Annotated in this window: 12 protein-coding genes and 3 pseudogenes; 7 read left to right on the top strand and 8 right to left on the bottom strand. The window is 60.8% G+C overall.

Annotated features, from left to right (window positions below; translation table 11 throughout):
* Window positions 1-85: 85 nt before the first annotated feature.
* The 3 genes and pseudogenes from J8I87_RS40940 to J8I87_RS40930 form a co-directional block, all read right to left on the bottom strand.
* Window positions 86-892 carry an IS5 family transposase gene (locus J8I87_RS40940; RefSeq protein ID WP_209938175.1) on the bottom strand — a complete coding sequence of 269 codons (807 nt, stop codon included), beginning with the start codon at window positions 890-892 and terminating at the stop codon, window positions 86-88.
* Between the two features lie 32 nt (window positions 893-924).
* The gene (locus tag J8I87_RS46540; protein ID WP_209938178.1) at window positions 925-1,272 is read right to left on the bottom strand and encodes a GDSL-type esterase/lipase family protein; all 348 of its coding nucleotides are present in this window, start codon (window positions 1,270-1,272) and stop codon (window positions 925-927) included.
* Between the two features lie 3,085 nt (window positions 1,273-4,357).
* Window positions 4,358-4,930: pseudogene (locus tag J8I87_RS40930) on the bottom strand (IS3 family transposase); the annotation flags it as partial.
* Window positions 4,931-5,062: 132 nt separating this feature from the next.
* Between J8I87_RS40930 and J8I87_RS40925 the strand changes: the two are divergent.
* Window positions 5,063-8,059 carry a Tn3 family transposase gene (locus J8I87_RS40925; protein WP_209938173.1) on the top strand — a complete coding sequence of 999 codons (2,997 nt, stop codon included), beginning with the start codon at window positions 5,063-5,065 and terminating at the stop codon, window positions 8,057-8,059.
* Between the two features lie 6 nt (window positions 8,060-8,065).
* On the top strand, window positions 8,066-8,437 hold the full coding sequence (tnpC, locus tag J8I87_RS40920; RefSeq protein WP_209938171.1) for a Tn3 family transposase post-transcriptional regulator TnpC: 372 nt from the start codon (window positions 8,066-8,068) through the stop codon (window positions 8,435-8,437).
* A gap of 66 nt (window positions 8,438-8,503) precedes the next feature.
* Here tnpC and J8I87_RS40915 read toward each other — a convergent pair whose 3' ends face one another.
* Complete coding sequence (locus J8I87_RS40915; protein WP_245254549.1) at window positions 8,504-9,481, bottom strand: site-specific integrase; 978 nt, start codon at window positions 9,479-9,481, stop codon at window positions 8,504-8,506.
* Window positions 9,482-9,591: 110 nt separating this feature from the next.
* On the opposite strand from J8I87_RS40915, the gene J8I87_RS40910 reads away from it, so the two are divergent.
* The 4 genes from J8I87_RS40910 to J8I87_RS40895 all read left to right on the top strand — a co-directional run bounded on the left by J8I87_RS40910 (window position 9,592) and on the right by J8I87_RS40895 (window position 15,159).
* Window positions 9,592-12,030, top strand: a complete 2,439-nt coding sequence (locus J8I87_RS40910) for a TOTE conflict system archaeo-eukaryotic primase domain-containing protein (protein WP_245254548.1) — start codon at window positions 9,592-9,594, stop codon at window positions 12,028-12,030.
* Window positions 12,031-12,215: 185 nt separating this feature from the next.
* On the top strand, window positions 12,216-13,247 hold the full coding sequence (locus J8I87_RS40905; RefSeq protein ID WP_209938170.1) for a DNA-binding protein: 1,032 nt from the start codon (window positions 12,216-12,218) through the stop codon (window positions 13,245-13,247).
* A 59-nt stretch (window positions 13,248-13,306) separates the two neighbouring features.
* Window positions 13,307-13,780 carry an integrase gene (locus tag J8I87_RS40900; RefSeq protein WP_245254547.1) on the top strand — a complete coding sequence of 158 codons (474 nt, stop codon included), beginning with the start codon at window positions 13,307-13,309 and terminating at the stop codon, window positions 13,778-13,780.
* 173 nt (window positions 13,781-13,953) lie between these two features.
* Entirely contained in the window at window positions 13,954-15,159 is a 1,206-nt protein-coding gene (locus J8I87_RS40895) for a hypothetical protein (protein WP_209938168.1), read from the top strand.
* Window positions 15,160-15,313: 154 nt separating this feature from the next.
* Here J8I87_RS40895 and J8I87_RS40890 read toward each other — a convergent pair.
* From J8I87_RS40890 to J8I87_RS40875, 4 genes and pseudogenes are all read right to left on the bottom strand, one after another.
* Window positions 15,314-15,891 (bottom strand): annotated as a pseudogene (locus J8I87_RS40890) (IS3 family transposase); the annotation flags it as partial.
* Window positions 15,892-16,154: 263 nt separating this feature from the next.
* The gene (locus J8I87_RS40885) at window positions 16,155-16,472 is read right to left on the bottom strand and encodes a hypothetical protein (protein ID WP_209938166.1); all 318 of its coding nucleotides are present in this window, start codon (window positions 16,470-16,472) and stop codon (window positions 16,155-16,157) included.
* Window positions 16,473-16,483: 11 nt separating this feature from the next.
* Window positions 16,484-16,792 carry a hypothetical protein gene (locus J8I87_RS40880; RefSeq protein WP_209938164.1) on the bottom strand — a complete coding sequence of 103 codons (309 nt, stop codon included), beginning with the start codon at window positions 16,790-16,792 and terminating at the stop codon, window positions 16,484-16,486.
* A 129-nt stretch (window positions 16,793-16,921) separates the two neighbouring features.
* Window positions 16,922-17,311, bottom strand: coding sequence for a hypothetical protein (locus tag J8I87_RS40875; protein WP_209938162.1), 390 nt, complete (start codon window positions 17,309-17,311; stop codon window positions 16,922-16,924).
* 411 nt (window positions 17,312-17,722) lie between these two features.
* On the opposite strand from J8I87_RS40875, the pseudogene J8I87_RS40870 reads away from it, so the two are divergent.
* A pseudogene (locus tag J8I87_RS40870) lies at window positions 17,723-18,172 on the top strand (helix-turn-helix domain-containing protein); the annotation flags it as partial.
* Window positions 18,173-18,321 lie beyond the last annotated feature (149 nt).

Here is an 18,321-nt window from a genome sequence, read left to right as displayed (position 1 = left end):
AAGAAGGATCTGCTCTCGGGCGAGCACTTCAGCGTAGACGGCACGCTGATCCAGGCGTGGGCGGGACACAAGAGCTTAGAGGGTGTTAGGCACTTCTGCTAAGGGTTGCAAAGTGAACAAGCATAAGCACGGAGAATACGACGAAGTGCAAGCCGGCCAGAGTTTCGGGCAATCGCTCGTAGTCTCTTGCCAGTCGGCGGAAGCGGTTGAGCCAGCCGAAGCTGCGCTCGACCACCCAGCGGCGCGGCAACAGCACGAAGCCCTTTTTCGCCTCTGGCAACTTGATGACCTGAAGTTCAATCCCTTCGTCAAGCGCCGCCTGCGCGGGCTCTTCGCCGGTATATCCCTGATCCGCGAACGCCACCTTGACCGTCTGGCCTGTTGCCTGCTGAACCTGACGCGCCAGTTCTCCAACCTGCGCGCGCTCCTGCTCGTTGGCCGGCGTCACATGCACCGCGAGAAGTTGTCCCAACGTGTCCACCGCCATATGTACCTTGCTGCCTTTCTTGCGTTTGTACCCGTCGTAGCCTGCACGTGCACCGCTTTCGCACGTCGACTGCAGCGTACGGCCATCGAGGATGACCGCGCTGGGTTGACCACGGCGGTCCTGGGCGACCCGGATGATCGAACGCAAATCGCTCACCATGGCCTCGAAGCAGCCCGCCTGAATCCAGCGTTGCGTCTGCTGGTAGACCAGTTCCCACGGCGGAAAATCATTGGGCAACAAACGCCATGGGGCTCCCGCACGTACGATCCAGCGCAGCGCGTTGAACATCTCGCGCAGTTCGTAGCGGCGCTGCGGTGCGTCCTTGTTCATCAAGGTCAGGTACGGAGCGGCGAAGTACCACTCTTCATCCGATACATCCGTTGGGTAGGGCCTGCGTTTTTTCATTCCGCCAGGGTACCAGGTCTAGCTCAAAGTTCCTAACACCCTCTAAGGCGTTCGCCGACAGAAAGAACGCTGTTCACGTCAATGAAGACAACGTTCTGTGCGCGGCAATAATCTGCGATAACGTGGTTTAGCACTGCGATCTGAGCGTTGACTTTCTCTCTGCCGGGGTAGTCCGTGTAAAGCGTTGACTCGACGAAAACCTGCGCACCCGTCGCGCGCAAGCTGTCAATCATGAGCTCATAAGACGGTATGATGTCGGCTGCGGATAGTCCCCCGGACAATACATCGTTCACGCCTATCATCAGAAAGACCTGCTTGGCGCCTGTGCTCCGTATAGTCTCCGTGCGATGGAGTACACCATCGATCGTATCGCCGGAGATACCGCGCTATCGTGACGCGTGGAAATAGCAATGCCCATTTTCCGCCCTCGGTCAGACTGTCGCCGACCATTGCGACGTCGTAGATTCCTTTGTCCATCTCGAAGGATTTGACCCGCTCAAGATAGTGAGTAGTGTGTGCTCCTGCGGTCGAATGCAGCATCGGTGTCATTCCGACCAGGATCGCAGCTAGTATCGCCTTTATCTTCATTTGTTTCGGTAAGTACACGTCATAGCACTGAGGTGATTGCTGCCGCGGCAAACAGCGATGCAGCAATGAGGAGGCTCCACAACACTCCTTCAGCGGTGCAGCTTTCCTGCCTCGGTACGCTCGCGTGCTCGATGGGACTGTAACTCGAGATGAAAGTATCGCGCCTCATGTCGTGTTCTCACCCAACGGGCAGAGTATAGATTCATAACCAGATAGGCGATGATCCAGGCGAAAGATAGGTCAAAATCGATTGCAAAACCGGTACTCATGCAACCACGTCGAGATTGTCGCGTCTAGTTCAGCAGAATGCTCGCTTTGCATGGAGTTTGAGCGATCGCTGATGTTACTGACCAGCAAAATCTCGAAACTCGACAATGCATACGGCGCTGGAAGGAAAACGCACCTCGACGGAGGTGAGGCGGCGGTAAAGTTCAAGTGGCCGCCCGATCCGAGTGCCGGAGCGGATGAATCATACAGCCAATTGGTTTGCCCGCGGAAGACAGAATGTTTGCGATATCCGTCGACTAAAATAATGCGAATTGGATAGACGTTACACTGCGCCATGCTTTAACTTGGAGGTGTGATGATCGACATGGCTCTCCCTCTTTGCTTGATCGGTATCTCAGCGCTATTTGCATTTGCCAGCCACATCGATCCCGCCACTGGCCGCTTTTCTCCGGTGAGATTTTGGTGTGTTATCCACCTAGCATCGGTTGATTTAGATAAAATTTGGATGGCTCGGTGCGTTCGGGAAGAACGGCGAGCAAATGAAAAGGAAGCTGCACCGAGCTTTCTGATGCGGCGGGGCCTGAATGCCCCCTCTTTTTGCTTCAAGCCAATCGACTTCGTGGCCACTAGTCAACGAAGACTGCACCGGAGAGATTTTAGCGCAGTGTCAAGACTAAGTTGACCAATTGTTCTTGGCCGGAGCAAACGATTTCAAACTCAGCGCGCTTTCCTCTCCGCGATGACGGGCCTCACCAGATATCGCGCGAATTCCACCCGCAGCTTCTTGAACTGGCGCGACGTGATGTAACGGTTCGCGGCATGCATCACGCCCAACGATCTCACCTCGATCGAGGCTCGCCTTACGTCGAATCGTCAAAGGCTGTCGAAGGTCGGTTCGGTTTCGGAATTCGACTGCGTGCGTTGATCGATTGTTCGTCCGTAGGGCTTCCTTTGATGACGTCCGACAGGTGTAAGTCAGAACCGCGCATAAATGCGCTTCATGGGAAGGGCTTCACGTCTGTATCCCGGGCTGGCCAAGTGAAAGCGAGTTCCGGTTTCACACAGATGCTTAATCTCATTGGTTTGTATCATTTTCCAGCTAAACAGGTTTCCCCACGCGCTGCCGCCAGCGATCTGGTACGCACGCAGCACGTGATGACCACGGTAGTCGATTCCGTACGTGTGTGGCTCGACTACGCGAATAAATCCTTCGTAGTAGATCTGTAGTTCGCAGCGTCCGCTGGTGGCATCTATGAGTTGTTGATGGAACCGCATCGTGTTTTTTACGGGACTGAATCCGTGACCGCGCCTGAGTTCTGGCGCATTGGGCGACGCCACCGCGACAAGCGCGTCAGCGCATTTCGCGCGCGCGTGCGCCGTTCGCGAAATGGCGTCTAAGCAAATTCGCTTCGCGGCGCGCAGATATCACCCAAGGATCAAGGCGTGATGAAGCCGGTGCAGATTCAAGAACGGCTTCGAACTCGCTTTCAAAAAGCGCTAGGGCTGATGACGGATCGGCGTGCGTGCGCACGAGCGCATGTATCGCGACGGACATCACAGCTAGTTGGCCAATGAGGTTCTGACATGCGATCTCAAGACTCAGCACGCGTTCGTGCAATTCGTCAGGGACTTTATCAATCACCTAGGTATTCCTTCATGAACCTTGTTTGTCTATGCGCCGATGCTGATCGAATAACACATGGGGCAACGGATGTAGTACCGACGGAGTGCAGATTCGCGATTGCCTTCGAGAAGAGCAAAACCACAGCGCGAGCATCCATAGGTGGTATCACCGTTTCCTGAAGCCGAAGCAGTGTCACCGGACAAAAGCGGTTTAAAGCCGAGCCGTGTCAGACGGCCGGCAGGTTTGAGCTTGATACGTCGCATTCGAACTTCCTTCTGTGAAAGCCAGTGATTCGGCGTCTTAGACCACCGTAAAGGCTGACACAGAAGGGCGCTCGATGCGCCCCAAAACCTTGTCGCTATACGTCATGTTGCATGAAAAACACTGCCTTTGTGCGTCACGCGCGATCGGAAGAGCAGGACCGCTCTGGCTCGCCGCATCCGGTAGTCATTGCAAGGATTTCCCGAGAACACTCACCTCGGCTCGTCAGGTTTAGACTCAAACCAGACCGTTTGGGCATCGACGCCCCATCAGAGCAGAACGCTTTATGTCGCGCTATGGTCTCCGCCCAACCATAGGTTTGGGCAAGGTCAGTTTCCGTCGATGGCCGCAGGTTCAGATCCATAGTCAATGAATCTGCACGGTTTTTTTGAGTATGGCGGCCGAGTCGATTTACGAAAGGGGAGCCCGGCCGAGTAAGCAAAAAAGTGGCCGCACCGAGACATCTAGTGCGGCTCCGCCAAATGGAACCCCCGTTTGGTTCCAATTTACCGCTTCCGAGGCCATGAAAAAGACCGCGCCAGCATGGGCCGGCGCGGCACAAATAACCATAGACCAGTTGTTCCACGGGGTTGGAACGGGATAATTCTAGGGGATCGATGCCGACGGCTTTCGTCAGAATGTTTCCCGGATACGCCAAGAGTGCCCAATACCGGTTAGCGGGAATCTGGGTAGCATTGTCCGAGAGAGGTGGCCCCGTACGTTCGGACAGTCGTTTCGCGATTTAAAGTGGAAGCCGCTGATCGTTAAGCTGCCGTATTGATCGCAGGCAGCATCGCGAAGTAAGCCTCGTCCGGCGTGCGGTCGGTCAGACTGGAATGAGGCCGTTGCCGGTTGTACCACGTCATGTAAGCGGCGATCGACTCGCGGGCCTGGCTCACCGATTCATACGCTTTTAAATATACCTCTTCATATTTCACACTCCGCCATAGCCGCTCGACGAACACATTGTCGCGCCAACTGCCCTTGCCATCCATCGACAGCCGGACGCCTTTGCCGAGCACAGTCTCAGTGAACACGTCGCTGGTGAATTGGCTACCCTGATCGGTATTGACGATTTCTGGCTGCCCATACCTCGCGAACGCCTCTTCCAGCACGGCGACGGCATGCTCGGCTTCGAGCGTGATGGCTACCCGGTGCGCGAGCACACGGCGGCTTGCCCAGTCGACGACTGCCGTCAGATAGACGAAGCCGCGCGCCATCGGCACGTACGTCGTGTCGAGTGCCCAGACCTGGTTGCTGCGATCGACTTTCCGGTCGCGCAGCAGGTACGGCCAGATCTTGTGGGCCGCATGTTTGCGGCTCGTGTTGGGGTAGCGGCAAGGTACGCGTAAATTCCGATCATAAGCTTTGGGGTTATAAAGACGCGCGGAATCATTTCGAACTGACCTGGTAACGACCGGATTTTCTTCGGCTAATCTGAGCGGCCCGCTGCGATCAGGACGACTCGCATGGCCACCATCGAACGTACTGCCTATCCGCGCTTTCCCAAGGTCCTTGCCACGCGGGACCTGCAAGCCTGCTACACGCCCCTGCCCGATGAACTGGAATGGGCGCGACGGTCGTCCCGGGGCGAGCGCCCCCGGCTGGGTCTGCTGGTGCTCCTGAAAGTCTTCCAGCAGATGCATCATTTCCCGTCGCTCGACAGCATCCCGGCGGCCGTCATCGAACACGTGCGCGCGGCGGCAAATATCGGTCCCGCAGTACGCTTCGGTTATGACACGCAGGCATCGCCCACGCTGTTCCGGCATTACGCCGCAGTTCGCGAGCACCTCGGTGTCAAGCCGTACTACGGCACCGACGCGGGCACGATCGCGACGCGCGCCGCACATACGGCTGCGCTGTCCATGGACCAGCCGGTCGACATTATCAATGCCACGATCGATGAACTGATCGCGCAGGACATCGAACTACCGGCTTTCTCGACGCTGGACCGGATTACCGAGCAGATCCATGCAAAGACCCAGGCGCGGCTTTTCCGGCGGGTCGCACGACGCCTGACCGATGAACAGAAGAACAATCTGGACCGTCTGCTGGCCCGCGACCTGTCGAGCCGGCAGACCGCCTACAACCGCATCAAGCGCCACGCGAGGCGGCCATCGCGGCAGCACCTGGACCTGCTGATTGACCAGATCACCTGGCTCGACGAGATCGGGGACTTCACGATTGCGCTCGCCGGCGTCCCGGCATCAAAGCTGCGCTCACTGGCCACTCAGGCGATGGCACTCGACGCGTCCGCCCTCCGGAAAGACACCCTTCCCGAGAAACGTTACACATTGATCGTGGCGCTGCTTAATCGCATGCGCGTGCGTGCCCGCGACGATCTCGCCGACATGTTCGTGCGACGTATGGGTGCGATCCACAAGCGCGCGAGCGACGAACTGGAGATCGTTCAGCGCAGGCAGCGTGACAAGGTCGAGGATCTCGTGGTCCTGCTCGATGGCGTCGTCGACATTCTTGCTGACGAGTCCGACGAGAGGGCGATCGCGCAGTCCATACGAAAGTGGCTTGCACCAAAAGGCGACCTCGAACCGCTGCGTGAGAGCTGTGCCGAGATCCGCGCATTCAGCGGCCGCAATCACCTGCCGCTGCTCTGGAAGCATTTCCGGGCGCACCGTTCGGTCCTCATGCGTCTCGCCCGCACGCTCGAATGGGATTCCACGAGCCAGGTGCGCACGCTCCTCGATGCGCTTGGTGTTGTGCTGGAGAACGAAACGTTACACCGCGAATGGATCGATGCCGATGTAGACCTGAGTTTCGCAGCGGCGCGCTGGCGCAAGCTTGTGCGGCGCTCCCACGGTGAAGGGGCACCGACCAACCGGCGCTATCTCGAGCTGTGCGTGTTCTCGTACATGGCGGAGGAACTGCGCGTCGGCGATCTGTGCGTGTCCGGGTCCGATTCCTATGCCGACTATCGCGACCACCTGCTGCCGTGGCGACAGTGTGAGCAGCAGTTGCCCGAATACTGCGCGAAAGTCGGCCTGCCGGAAACGGGCAGCGAATTCGTTGCCCAACTGCGTCAGTGGTTGACCGACGCCGCGCGCAAGCTTGACGACGAGTATCCGCGCAAGCGCGAACATGTCACGATCGACCAGAAAGGCGAGCCAATCCTGCGAAAGACCATCGCCAGGGAAGTTCCAGCCAGTGCGATCGCCCTTCAGGAGCGGATCAATGCGCGTCTGCCGACCCGCAATGTGCTCGACATTCTCGCGAACATCGAGCACTGGACGCATTTTACCCGCCACTTCGGACCATTGTCCGGGATCGATCCGCAGATACGCAAGGCGGCCGAGCGGTATCTGCTAACGATCTTCGCGATGGGCTGCAACCTGGGCCCGACCCAGGCGGCACGCCATCTCGATACCGACGTGACGGCGCACATGCTGTCATTCGTGAACCGTCGGCATATGAATCTGGACAGGCTCGAGGCCGCGCAGCGCGAGTTGATCGAGCTATACCTGCGACTCGATCTGCCAAAGCATTGGGGCGACGGCAAGACTGTAGCGGCCGACGGCACGCAGTACGACTTCTACGACAACAACCTGCTGGCCGGCTATCACTTCCGCTACCGGAAAATGGGTGCGGTCGCCTACCGCCACGTCGCCGACAACTATATCGCGGTATTCCGGCATTTCATCCCGCCGGGCGTCTGGGAAGCGATCTATGTAATCGAAGGGCTGCTCAAGGCCGGCCTGTCCGTCAAGGCCGACACCGTGCATGCGGATACGCAGGGACAATCGGCCGCCGTGTTTGCGTTCACCCATCTGCTCGGCATCAAGCTGATGCCCAGAATCCGCAACTGGAAAGACCTCGTGCTGTACCGCCCGCACGGCGACGCGAAGTACAGGCATATCGACGGGCTTTTCACGGCGACCATCGACTGGGTGCTGATCGAGCGGCACTGGCAGGAACTCATGCAGGTGGCGGTGTCAATTCAGGCGGGCACGATATCTTCACCGTTGCTGCTGCGCCGCCTTGGGTCCGAGAGCCGCAAGAACCGCCTGTATCTCGCTGCACGCGAACTCGGCAACGTCGTGCGGACGGTCTTTCTGCTTGAATGGATCGGCAACCGGGAACTGCGCCAGGACGTGACGGCAAGCACCAACAAGATAGAGTCGTACAACGGCTTCGCGAAATGGCTGTCGTTCGGCGGCGACGTGATCGCGGAGAATGAGCCGGAAGAGCAGCAAAAACGGCTACGCTACAATGACCTCATCGCATCGGCCGTGATCCTGCAGAACACGGTGGACATGATGCGGGCCCTGCGCGACATGGTGGCCGAGGGCGAGAAGGTCCGCAACGAGGACATTGAATTCGTGAGCCCATATGCGACGCACAACATTCGCCGCTTCGGGCGCTACCGGCTGCATCTGGAACGTCCGCCCGAAAGCTGGATCAACGATGCCCTGTTTGGCCGGGCGGCCCGGCCTCACGACGAAATGAGGTAACGCTGGATGAGTGCGAGAGCCGCGGTGACCACCACCCCGTACGGGGAAGTTGATGCCGTCGCACTGGAGGGACTGCAGGCGCGCTATGACACGACGCGGGTGCTCGATGCGGTAGATACGCTCGACGAACTGCGCACAGGCCTTAACGATCCGGAAGGCCTGCGGGACGACCTGTTGCGCCTGCATGGCATCGTGCATGCACTCGTCAACGGCGCGAACTTCGCGTCAACAACCCGGGATGTGTCGATTGTCGAGCATATCGAGGACGTGCTTGACCAGATCGATCACTATGTCGCCGGACTTTTATCGATCCGTGATGTGCTGCGCCCGCTCGAAGCGCTCCGCCATGAAGATCTGGCTGGTCCGGATCGCGATTGAGCTTGCAGCGAATCTCCCCCGGTACGTATCCGTCACGGGGGCGTGGAGCGTGCCTCGATCCAGCGGTTATGGCGCAGGCAATGCGATGACGGGTAGTTCCTGCATGGCCGCGTCTGGCGTTGCGAGTGCCGATTCGATGCGATGCTGCGCGAACGGATCGGCCGCGTCGATGTAGCGCATCGCAGAGCGCACGTCTTTCCAGCCAACGTACTGCATCAGCATTTTCAGATCCCAGCCGTTCGAGTTGGCCCACGTTGCGAAGCCCCTCCGTAGTGAGTGGCTGCTGTAGCTGTCCGGCGCGGCCAGGCCTGCCGCATGGAAAAGCGCACGCAACAGCGGCACGAAGCTGCCCGCATGCAGTCCCTCGTCGCTGATGTTTCCCCAGCGGTCAATGCTCCGGAACACGGGGCCTTCCGTCAGGCCGGAGGCCGCAATCCACGCCTCGTAAGCCGTTACCGGACACAGCCGTGAAAGTGCCGGGGCCTTGAAGGTCGTGCCCAGTTGCGCGCGGTCGCCTTTCGTGCGCGGCAGGTACAGTGTCATGCCGCGGCCTGCTTCAACGGCTACGTGCTCGATCCGCAGCCGGCTGAGTTCGTCGGAGCGAAAGCCGCGCCAGAAGCCCAGCAGCACCAGGGCCCGGTTGCGAATGCACGCATTGCGGTCGCGCTCGTCGGCTTCCCTGGCGATCCGCTCATCGAGCCACGCTGTGAGCTTTTCGAGCTGCGCGAGCTGCATGGGCTTCGCCCGCTTCTCGGTTGCGGGATGCAGCGCGACGATGCCTCTGAGGACCTTGCGCACATGCGGGGCTTTCGTCGGATCCGGAAAACCCTGCGTCTGGTGCCATTGCGCAAGCGCTGCAAGCCGCGAGCGTAGGGTATTGATAGACAGGGTTTCTGCGTGATCGGCAAGGTACCGCGCGATCACGTCAGCGCTCGCGGGCAGAAAGCCGCCCCATTCAATCTCGAAATGCCGGAGTGCCGACTGGTAACTGCGGCGGGTGTTTTCGCGCGTCGCGGCTTCGACGTAGCGATCGATGGCAGACATGGCTCGTGGGTAAAATCAGGTGATCTGTATCGGAGACGATGATATGCAACAACGAACGTGTGCGCCAGCCGGCGTGCTCGATGGGAGCCAGGGTTTCGGCCGGTGAAGCAATGAACGAAGGCAATGTGCTACAGGCAGACTGGGAAAATTTCACACGCGAGGAGCTGCTCGTGGAGCTCACCCGCCTGCAGGCCGAAATCGCGCGGCTCACCGCCTTGCTGCCGGTAACGCTGCAAACGCAGGCAAAGCCCGTGCGGGTGGCCCGGAACGAACCATCGCCAGCAGTGCGAAACACGGGCGCCCCCGTACTTTCGCCCGAGCAGAAGGTACAGCTCTTCCGGCGGCTGTTTCGCGGCCGCACGGATGTCTATCCGCTACGCTGGGAAAGCCGCAATTCCGGAAAATCCGGCTACGCGCCGGCGTGCGCCAACGAATGGCGCGCCGGGATCTGCGAAAAGCCCCGCATCCGGTGCGCTGACTGCGGGCATCGTGTACTGCTGACGCTGGACGACCAGGTCGTCTATACGCACCTGGCCGGCGATCGCACGGTGGGCCTCTATCCGCTGATGCCGGACGGCACCTGCTACCTGCTCGCTGTCGACTTCGACGAGGAAGGCTGGCGTGAAGATGCGCAGGCGTTCCGGCAATCCTGCCTCGAGATGGGCGTACCGGTATCGCTCGAAATCTCGCGTTCAGGCAATGGCGCTCACGCGTGGATCTTCTTTTCGTCGGCCGTTGCTGCACGTGACGCGCGACGGATGGGCTCAGCCATCATCAGCCACACCTGTACCCGGACCCGTCAGCTCGAACTGACGTCCTACGACCGGCTCTTCCCGAACCAGGATGTGCTGCCCAAAGGCGGCTTCGGTAACCTCATTGCCCTGCCGCTGCAGAAGCGGCCACGCGAGCATGGCTGGAGCGTGTTTGTCGATGACGGCTTTCAGCCGTACGCTGATCAGTGGTCGTATCTCGCGTCCGTGCAAACCATGGACAGCCGCGACATCGAGGGGGTGATCTTTCGCGCCACGGGCGGTGCGCACCCGCTCGACGTCGCGTTCATCGCCGAGGAGGACCAGGCCGAACCGTGGAAGCCAGCGCCCGCGCAGCCGAAGCGGCTGGCCGGAACGATGCCGGTGTCGCTCACGCTGACGCTCGCGAACCAGCTCTATCTTGAAAAGGCGGAGCTTCCGCAGGCACTGCTCAACCGGCTTATCCGGCTGGCCGCCTTCCAGAATCCGGAGTTCTACCGGGCCCAGGCGCGCGGCTTCAGCGTATGGGACAAGCCACGCATCATTGGGCGCGCCGAGAACTGCCCGCGCCACATTGCATTGCCGCGCGGATGCCTTGACGACGTCATGACGCTACTGCGCGATAACGACATCGCCTGCGACGTGCGCGACGAGCGCTGCACCGGCGAGCCGCTTGCAGTTCCGTTTGCCGGCACGTTGCGCGATGACCAGCAGGCGGCCGTCACCGACCTGCTGCGACACGACACCGGCATCCTGCATGCGCCGACGGCGTTCGGCAAGACCGTGACGGCGGCCGCGATGATCGCGCAGCGAGGCGTCAACACGCTCGTGCTTGTGCACCGCCGGGAGCTGCTTGACCAGTGGCGCGAGCGCCTGCAGTCGTTTCTCGCACTCGACGCGCGCGAGATCGGCACGATCGGCGGCGGCAAGTCGAAGGCGACGGGCCGGATCGATGTCGCGATGCTGCAATCCGTGGCACCCGATGGTGCCCGCGGCGAGCTGTTGCGGCGTTACGGCCATGTCATCGTCGATGAATGTCATCACGTCTCCGCGGATTCCTTCGAGGCCGTGCTCAAGGGCGTCAATGCACGCTACGTGCTCGGCCTGACGGCGACGCCGGTGCGGCGCGACAGCCAGCAACCGGTGATGTTCATGCTGTGCGGGCCAATCCGGCATGCGGCGAAGTCGCCCGCTGGCGCGCCGCAGGTGCTTGAGGTCTTCCCGCAAAGGCTCACCTCCGCAGTGGACGTCGCGGCCGACGCGCCAATCCAGGCGGTGTTCGCTCAGCTCGCGCAGGACACCCCGCGCACGCAGATGATCGCGGCGGCTGTACGTGAACAGTACGGGCAGGGGCGGAACGTGCTGGTACTCACCGAGCGGACGGACCATCTTGAAAGCCTGCAGCAGATGCTGCAAGACACGGTGCAGTCGCTGTTCGTGCTGCACGGACGGCTCGGCAGAAAAGCGCGCGCCACCCAGTTGGCGGCTCTTGACGCGCTGGCCGGGGATACGCCCCGCGTGGTGCTGGCGACTGGCAGGCTCGTAGGCGAAGGCTTCGACCACCCGGCACTGGACACGCTGGTACTGGCCATGCCGGTTGCGTGGAGGGGCACGCTGCAGCAGTACGCCGGCCGGCTGCACCGCGAGCATGCGGGCAAGACTGGCGTACGGGTGATCGATTATGTGGATGGCGGCCACCCGGTGCTGCAGCGCATGTGGGAGAAACGCCAGCGCGGCTACCGGGCAATGGGCTATCAGGTCCGCACGCCCGGAGAAGATCTCCAGCTGCAGCTGGCCTGAAATCGGGCAGCGAATCTGTATTCCGTACCGTTTCTGGCCGCCGGAGGTCACTCTTCGGCTCTTACATTTGATAACCCGCCTTTATCGCAGGCCAGCAATGCCCACATCAAGCCGCCCTTGACCGCGTGCTGTGATACGTATATACATGGTACGTATTACAGTACGATATTCGAGCGAGGAAGCAGATGGCCCGCAGCGGTCTTACGCGCATGGACGTAAAGCGCGCCCGCGACGCATTGCTCGCGCAGGGGCAGCACACATCGATCGACGCGATACGTATCGCGCTCGGCAACACGGGCTCGAAAACCACGATCCACCGGTACCTGAAGGAACTGGAGGAAGAGGAAGGCGCGTCGCTCACACGCGCTGGGTCGCTCTCGGACGCGATCCAGGATCTGGTGGCCCGGCTCGCGGCGCGCCTGCACGAGGAAGCGCAGGCGCTCGTCGACGAGCAGGCCACCGCCTCAGCGGCGCAGCGTCAGCAGGCACAGGCCGAGATGGCGAAGCTCGCGGCCGATCGCGCCGCGCTGCAGGCACAGTTCACGGCCGCGGGCGCCGCTCTTTCCAGCGAGCAGGACGCGCATGCCGACGCGCGCCTGACGCTGCATCGGCGCGACCTGGACGTCGAGCGTCTCACGCAGCAGGTGCGCGACCAGACGGCTCGACTGGCCGAGCAGGAGAACTTCCGCCAGTCGCTTGAGGAAAAGCTTGTGCACGCACGCGACGCCCTTGAGCACTTCCGTACGGCCTCCCGCGAGCAACGCGAACAGGAGGCTCGACGACACGAGCAGCAGGTCCAGCAGCTGCAGGCCGAGCTACGCCAGGCGAACCAGTCGGCGATCGTCAGGCAGAACGAGATTACGCAGTTGAACAAGGACAACGCTCGGCTCATCGCTGAAACGGGCGCCCTAGCCAGGCAGCTGCACGAACAGCAGGCGCTCGGCGAGCGTCTGCAGACAACGCTCAACCAGGCGTTAGCCGATGTCGCGCGCAGCGACGCCGGACAGGAAGCGATGCGGACGACGCTGGACACCCACGTCGAGGAACTCGCGCACGCACGCGAAACGCTCGCGTCGCTGACGGCCGAGCGCGCTCATCTGGCGGCGCAGATCGACGCCCAACAGTTGCTGCTTGCCGAGTACCGCGCGCGCCCGGGCATCGAGGGTACGCCCGGGCCAAGCCGCCAGATTTCGCACCAGAAGGACACGGCCTCCTGAAATCGCGCAATCCATAAGCGATTGATTTTTCTGGTGATTCCAAACGAAACCGCCAGATTTTGCACGAAAAGTACGATTACCCCCTTGAGCACTTCCGTGCGGCTGCGCGCGAGCAGCGCGAACAGGAAGCGCAGCGACATGAGCAGCAGGTCCAGCAGGTGCAGGCCGAGCTACGCCAGGCGAACCAGACGGCCATCGTCCGGCAGAACGAGATCACACAGCTGAACCGGGACAACGCGCGGCTCGTCGCAGAAGCGACGGCCACGACCCGGCTCGCACGCGATCAGCAGGCACATGGCGAGGCGCTGCAGTCCGCCCTCAATCGTGCGCTCACCGATCGGGCGCGCGCCGAGGCCGAGCGCGACGCAGCGCAGGCGGCAGCCGATGCGCGGGCAGCCGAGCTGCTCCAGGTACGCGAGGCTCGCGACTCGCTCCGCGCGGACCTCACGCAGCTGGCCGCGCAGCTCGAGGCACAGCAGCAGCTCCTGGTGGACTACCGGATGCGGCTGGGCGGCGCGGACGCGGCTGGCTGAAAGCGCCGCATCGCGTGCCGAAAGGACGTCAGAATGGCAACGCGCACGCGTTTCGGCGCTTGCCATGAAGCAATCCGGCTTTCGCGTCGGCGCGGAGTTTCATGGCTCCGGCGGGTTGCGCACCAGCACATTCACCTTCTTCTCTTCCATGCGCTTCGCTACGGGAATCTGGCATGAGCGAATACCAATACTACGAGTTTGCATGCGTCGACCAGCTGCTTACGGCGACCCAGCAGGCAGAGTTGCGCAGTTTCTCCACGCGGGCCACGATCACCGCCACAAGCTTCGTCAACGAATATCACTGGGGCAACCTCAAGGGCGACCCGCTCGAGTGGGTACAGCAATATTTCGATGCCCACGTCTACTCCTCCAACTGGGGGAACTGCCGCCTGCTTCTTCGCCTGCCGCGCGGGACGTTTGACGCGGCGACCATCCGCGATTTCGTCAAGGCTGGACGAAAGAGGCGCTCCCGTTTCGAGAAAGCGTTCGAGGCCATGGACGTCGATGACTGGTGCCTCCTCGACTGGTCGTTCAACGATGACTCGGGCGAACACGTCCGCTTCTCGGAGGAGATGGATGGTGCGGGGTGGATGACGCGCCTGCTGCCAGTACGCGACGAGCTGCTCGGCGGCGATGCTCGCCCGCTTTATCTTGGGTGGCTTGCCCGCCTCGCGAATGATGAGCTACACGATGACGAAATCGAACCGCCGGTGCCTGCGGGATTACAGGCGTTGACGCCCGCACAGGTAGCACTGGCCGAGTTTCTGATGCTGGATGCGGATTGGCTCGCCGCTGCCGCCGAGGCCAGCCCGTCATTATTGGCCCCAGAATCCAGTGGGAGCGAAGGCAGTCGCTTTGATCCCTGGTTACGTGAGTTGCCGGTTGAGGAAATGCGGGCGAAACTGCGCATGCTGCTACAGGGACGCAGCCGTGAAGCGGAGCGAACGCTTCGAAACGCTTTTCTCAAATGGGAGAAGGGTAGGAATGCAAATCAATTGAATTTGCCCAGGCGCCGTCGAATATCCGAAATCGAATCAAGGGTCGCCTCTCATCGTGCCATCCGCGAAAAAAAGGAGCAGGAAGCACGCCAGGCGGCCGAGGTCCGTCGTCGTAAGGAACGCACACGGTACCTCACATCACTTCTCGAGCAGGAAGACACGGCGTGGTCAAGCATCGATGCACAACTGCGACGCACAACGGGCAGCGCCTACGATCAAGCATTCCAGAAGTTGCAGGATCTCGCCGAAGCGTATGAAAACGCGAGGCGGGATGCCGTATTCCGGCGTCGTCTGGCGCAATTGATGTCGAGTCATGGCAAGCGGGGAGCCTGGCTTGCCCGGCTGCAAAAAGCGGGGTATTTGTGGCAACCCAAGTCTTAGCCTCCCTGGCCTGACCTGCTGAATCATTTCCGCAAATCTGGGATGAACTCTGAGCCCAGTTGGCGCAGCATATATCCCAATTTTCGGCGACTTGACCAAGTCATAATAACTTGGACGCCTATGATAGGAAATTGTGCTTACCTTGTTCGCCCCCCGTGTTCGGCTTGCGGTACAGCGCCTCGATACCCATGCGCTTCATCAACGTCCCGACGTGCTTGCGTCCGACTGCGAAGCCCTCTCGCCTTAGCAGACGCGCCAGCATGCGGCCTCCGGCAAACGGGTGCTCCAGATGCAATTCGTCCATGCGGCGCATCAACTCAAGTTCGGCCGTGCTTACCGAACGCGGCACATAATAGGCGCTTGAGCGGCTGATGCCGAGCAGCCTTACCTGTCGCGCCACGGGTAACGCGTGGGTGCGCTCAATCATCTCTTTCCGCTCAGCAAACCGGCTTTGCCGAGCGCGCCGGATAAAAAATCGTTCTCCAGGGTCAACTGGCCGATCTTCGCGTGCAGCGCCTTCAGGTCAACGGGTGGTTCGCTCGCAGGCTGGCTTGCCGCACCAAATACGTCTGCCGCGCGCTCCTGCAACTGCCGCTTCCATTCTGTGATCTGGTTCGGGTGAACATCGAACTGCTGAGCCAGTTCGGCCAGCGTGCGTTCACCCCGCACCGCCGCCAATGCCACCTTTGCCTTGAACGCTGCTGAGTGCGTGCGCCGGGTTCTTTTTGTCATCTTCTGGTTTCCTTTGCCGGCATTATGCCCGGCTCAGAGACCAGCAGCTCCACTTATCCCACTGCCCGAATTTGCGGCGCCACCTCTGAGTACGAAAGTCGCGCACCACCAACCATCATTTCGGACACGTTCGTGCGCGCGTTGTGCAGCGCCTGTTCATACGTCCACTGCTGCGGCTGCTGCGTCGTCTGTCGATGTGGTTAAACACGAGCTCGCCGCCCACTTAACCGAACGGGCCAAAGCATGATGCGGCGCCCTTCCGCTCAGTTCAAATCGCGCGGCCGTGCCGCTCCGCTTCCCTCGACGAGGCGCCGCAGCGTTTCGTTCAGCGCGGCGCTGTATTTCGGATCGTCCCATCGGCTCTCCTGCGAGCCTGACAACTCCTTTATCGCTTCCACCACTTCATCGCGCTGCGGGTGCGTACGCAGTAGGAGAGCGGCCGTGACGATCAGGAGGTCCGTTCGCGCGTCCGCCTCGGCCTTCACGTCGTCTGCGTGTTTTTCCACCTTCGCGCGCCACCAGTCAACGACCAACGCGCCGCCTATGGCGCAGACTACGAGTACTGTGAATACGAATTCCATGAACATTCCGTTTATCCGAGTTGATCGGGAGGGCATATGAAGCCCGCAGCCGAGACCGCACAGCTGTACGCGTGCGCACTGGCAGGTGACGTCGCCGCAGTCATCGAGTGATCGGGAGAAGCCGGTATCTCGGCAAGCCACGCCTGCGCCTGCGCAAGAGCGATCCGCAGCCGTGCGTTCTTCGCGTGCTCAGGTCCCTGTAGCATCAGTTCGAGCTGATCGATATGCGCTTGCCACATGCGCCCCAGAAGACCCGGATCGGGATGCGTGTGGAAGATCGTCGCTATGGCTGACGCTAGTAAGAGCTCTGTTTCGTTCATTTCAAATCCCTGTATCTAGGCGCGGTGCCGGCGTCGCCTCTGCCAACAAACGGGAGAGCACAGGAAGCCCGGTCCTGCGCCCCGTATGCAAATCCTGCTGCCGGCGCAGCGCGCGCCGAGCTGCGTCCGTTAGAGAAGGCTTTCGAACTCGGATCGAACGATTACGCGAGCTACACGCGGGCGTTCGTGGCGCGTGGCAAGGGCTGTTAGCGCCAGTGCCTGAAGCCTCGTTTCCGCATTAAGCTTGATGATCGCCTCTTCTAACTGGTCGATCGTCTGGTCAAGGCGAGCAATGCGTTCGCTAGCTGTTTTGTCTGTCAAGGATTCGCCGCCACGACAGTGCGAAGCATTGAGTTGAGTGAGCTGATGTCTTGTGGCATTGCGGTTCCATTTTAAACTGCAGTTAGCGATATGGCCTGACAGCCATCTCTGAACGTGCCAGAAAAGGGAAAACGCTTGGGCGCAAAATGTTGTCTCGATTCGCCACAGCCCGTAAAAAACCTTGGCGTAAAGCGCCACGTGTCACCGGAAATGCGGGAACGCTGTGGCTTACCGGAACCGGTGGTCGTTGCAGGAATTGTTCGCCGTGCACGTAAAGCGTCCGACGACGATGTGTACGCGACAGAGAAAGCGGATTTACAAGCAATCGCGGACACCTGGCGTCGCCGCATTCAGGAACTGCTCGCCATCCCGTTCCGCATTTACTGCGTCGACAGGCAGGAGGGCGGTCGCGTGATGTGCCGCCTACTCCCTCGTTCCGCATCGTTATTTTGACATAATCTTAATTATCAACGGATCGGCTGTACGGGCTATATCCTAATGTCGGGTTCTGGCTATTTACAGATGTCGTGTTTCTGAACGCTGGCAAGCTGGCAGGCTGCTGCCACGTTGCGGGAGCCCGCCATGAAGCCGGACAGGACACTGGTGAGTCTGAGCATGCGCGAACTGGACAGGCTGAAGGTCATTCAGGCGATCGTTGAGACGGGCCTCAAGCCTGGTCGTGCCGCCGAACGACTGGGATTGACGGTACGTCAGGTCGAGCGGCTGGTGAACCGTTACCGGGAGCACGGCGCGTCGGGCGTGGCATCCGGGCGGCGTGGCCGCCCGGGCAACCGGAAGCTCGACGACGGGCTGGCCTTGCGCGCCCTGACGCTGATCCGCGAGCGCTACCCGGATTTTGGGCCGACGCTGGCCTGCGAGAAGCTGCGCGAGTGTCACGGCATCGGACTGGCGGTCGAGACGGTGCGCACGCTGATGCGGGCAGCCGGACTGTGGGTGCCGCGCAGGGAGCGTCCGCCGAAGATCTACCAGCCGCGTAACCGTCGTGCATGCCTGGGCGAACTGATCCAGATCGACGGCAGCGATCATCGCTGGTTCGAGATCCTATGAGCATCCCGGCCCCGCGAGACACTGATGCCTACAATCAGCATCGCGACGCTACCGTAAAGGAGATGTCAACGTCGACCGTAATTTCCCCAGAAGTGTCGAAGTAAAAATCCCCACCCAATATGCACGGTGATCAGCCGGTT

The organism is Paraburkholderia sp. LEh10, assembly GCF_017814945.1.
In the GTDB taxonomy this organism is placed as follows: Bacteria; Pseudomonadota; Gammaproteobacteria; order Burkholderiales; family Burkholderiaceae; genus Paraburkholderia.
Note: the sequence above shows the minus strand (reverse complement) of the source record. Positions and strands in the feature narration are given on the sequence as shown.

Excerpts from the sequence above, each read along its gene's own strand:
- tnpC (WP_209938171.1), top strand. The coding sequence starts at position 8,066 with ATGAGTGCGAGAGCCGCGGTGACCACCACCCCGTACGGGGAAGTTGAT.
- J8I87_RS40905 (WP_209938170.1), top strand. The coding sequence starts at position 12,216 with ATGGCCCGCAGCGGTCTTACGCGCATGGACGTAAAGCGCGCCCGCGAC.
- J8I87_RS40885 (WP_209938166.1), bottom strand. The coding sequence starts at position 16,472 with ATGGAATTCGTATTCACAGTACTCGTAGTCTGCGCCATAGGCGGCGCG.
- J8I87_RS40915 (WP_245254549.1), bottom strand. The coding sequence starts at position 9,481 with ATGTCTGCCATCGATCGCTACGTCGAAGCCGCGACGCGCGAAAACACC.
- J8I87_RS40895 (WP_209938168.1), top strand. The coding sequence starts at position 13,954 with ATGAGCGAATACCAATACTACGAGTTTGCATGCGTCGACCAGCTGCTT.
- J8I87_RS40940 (WP_209938175.1), bottom strand. The coding sequence starts at position 892 with ATGAAAAAACGCAGGCCCTACCCAACGGATGTATCGGATGAAGAGTGG.
- J8I87_RS40925 (WP_209938173.1), top strand. The coding sequence starts at position 5,063 with ATGGCCACCATCGAACGTACTGCCTATCCGCGCTTTCCCAAGGTCCTT.
- J8I87_RS40880 (WP_209938164.1), bottom strand. The coding sequence starts at position 16,792 with ATGAACGAAACAGAGCTCTTACTAGCGTCAGCCATAGCGACGATCTTC.
- J8I87_RS40910 (WP_245254548.1), top strand. The coding sequence starts at position 9,592 with ATGAACGAAGGCAATGTGCTACAGGCAGACTGGGAAAATTTCACACGC.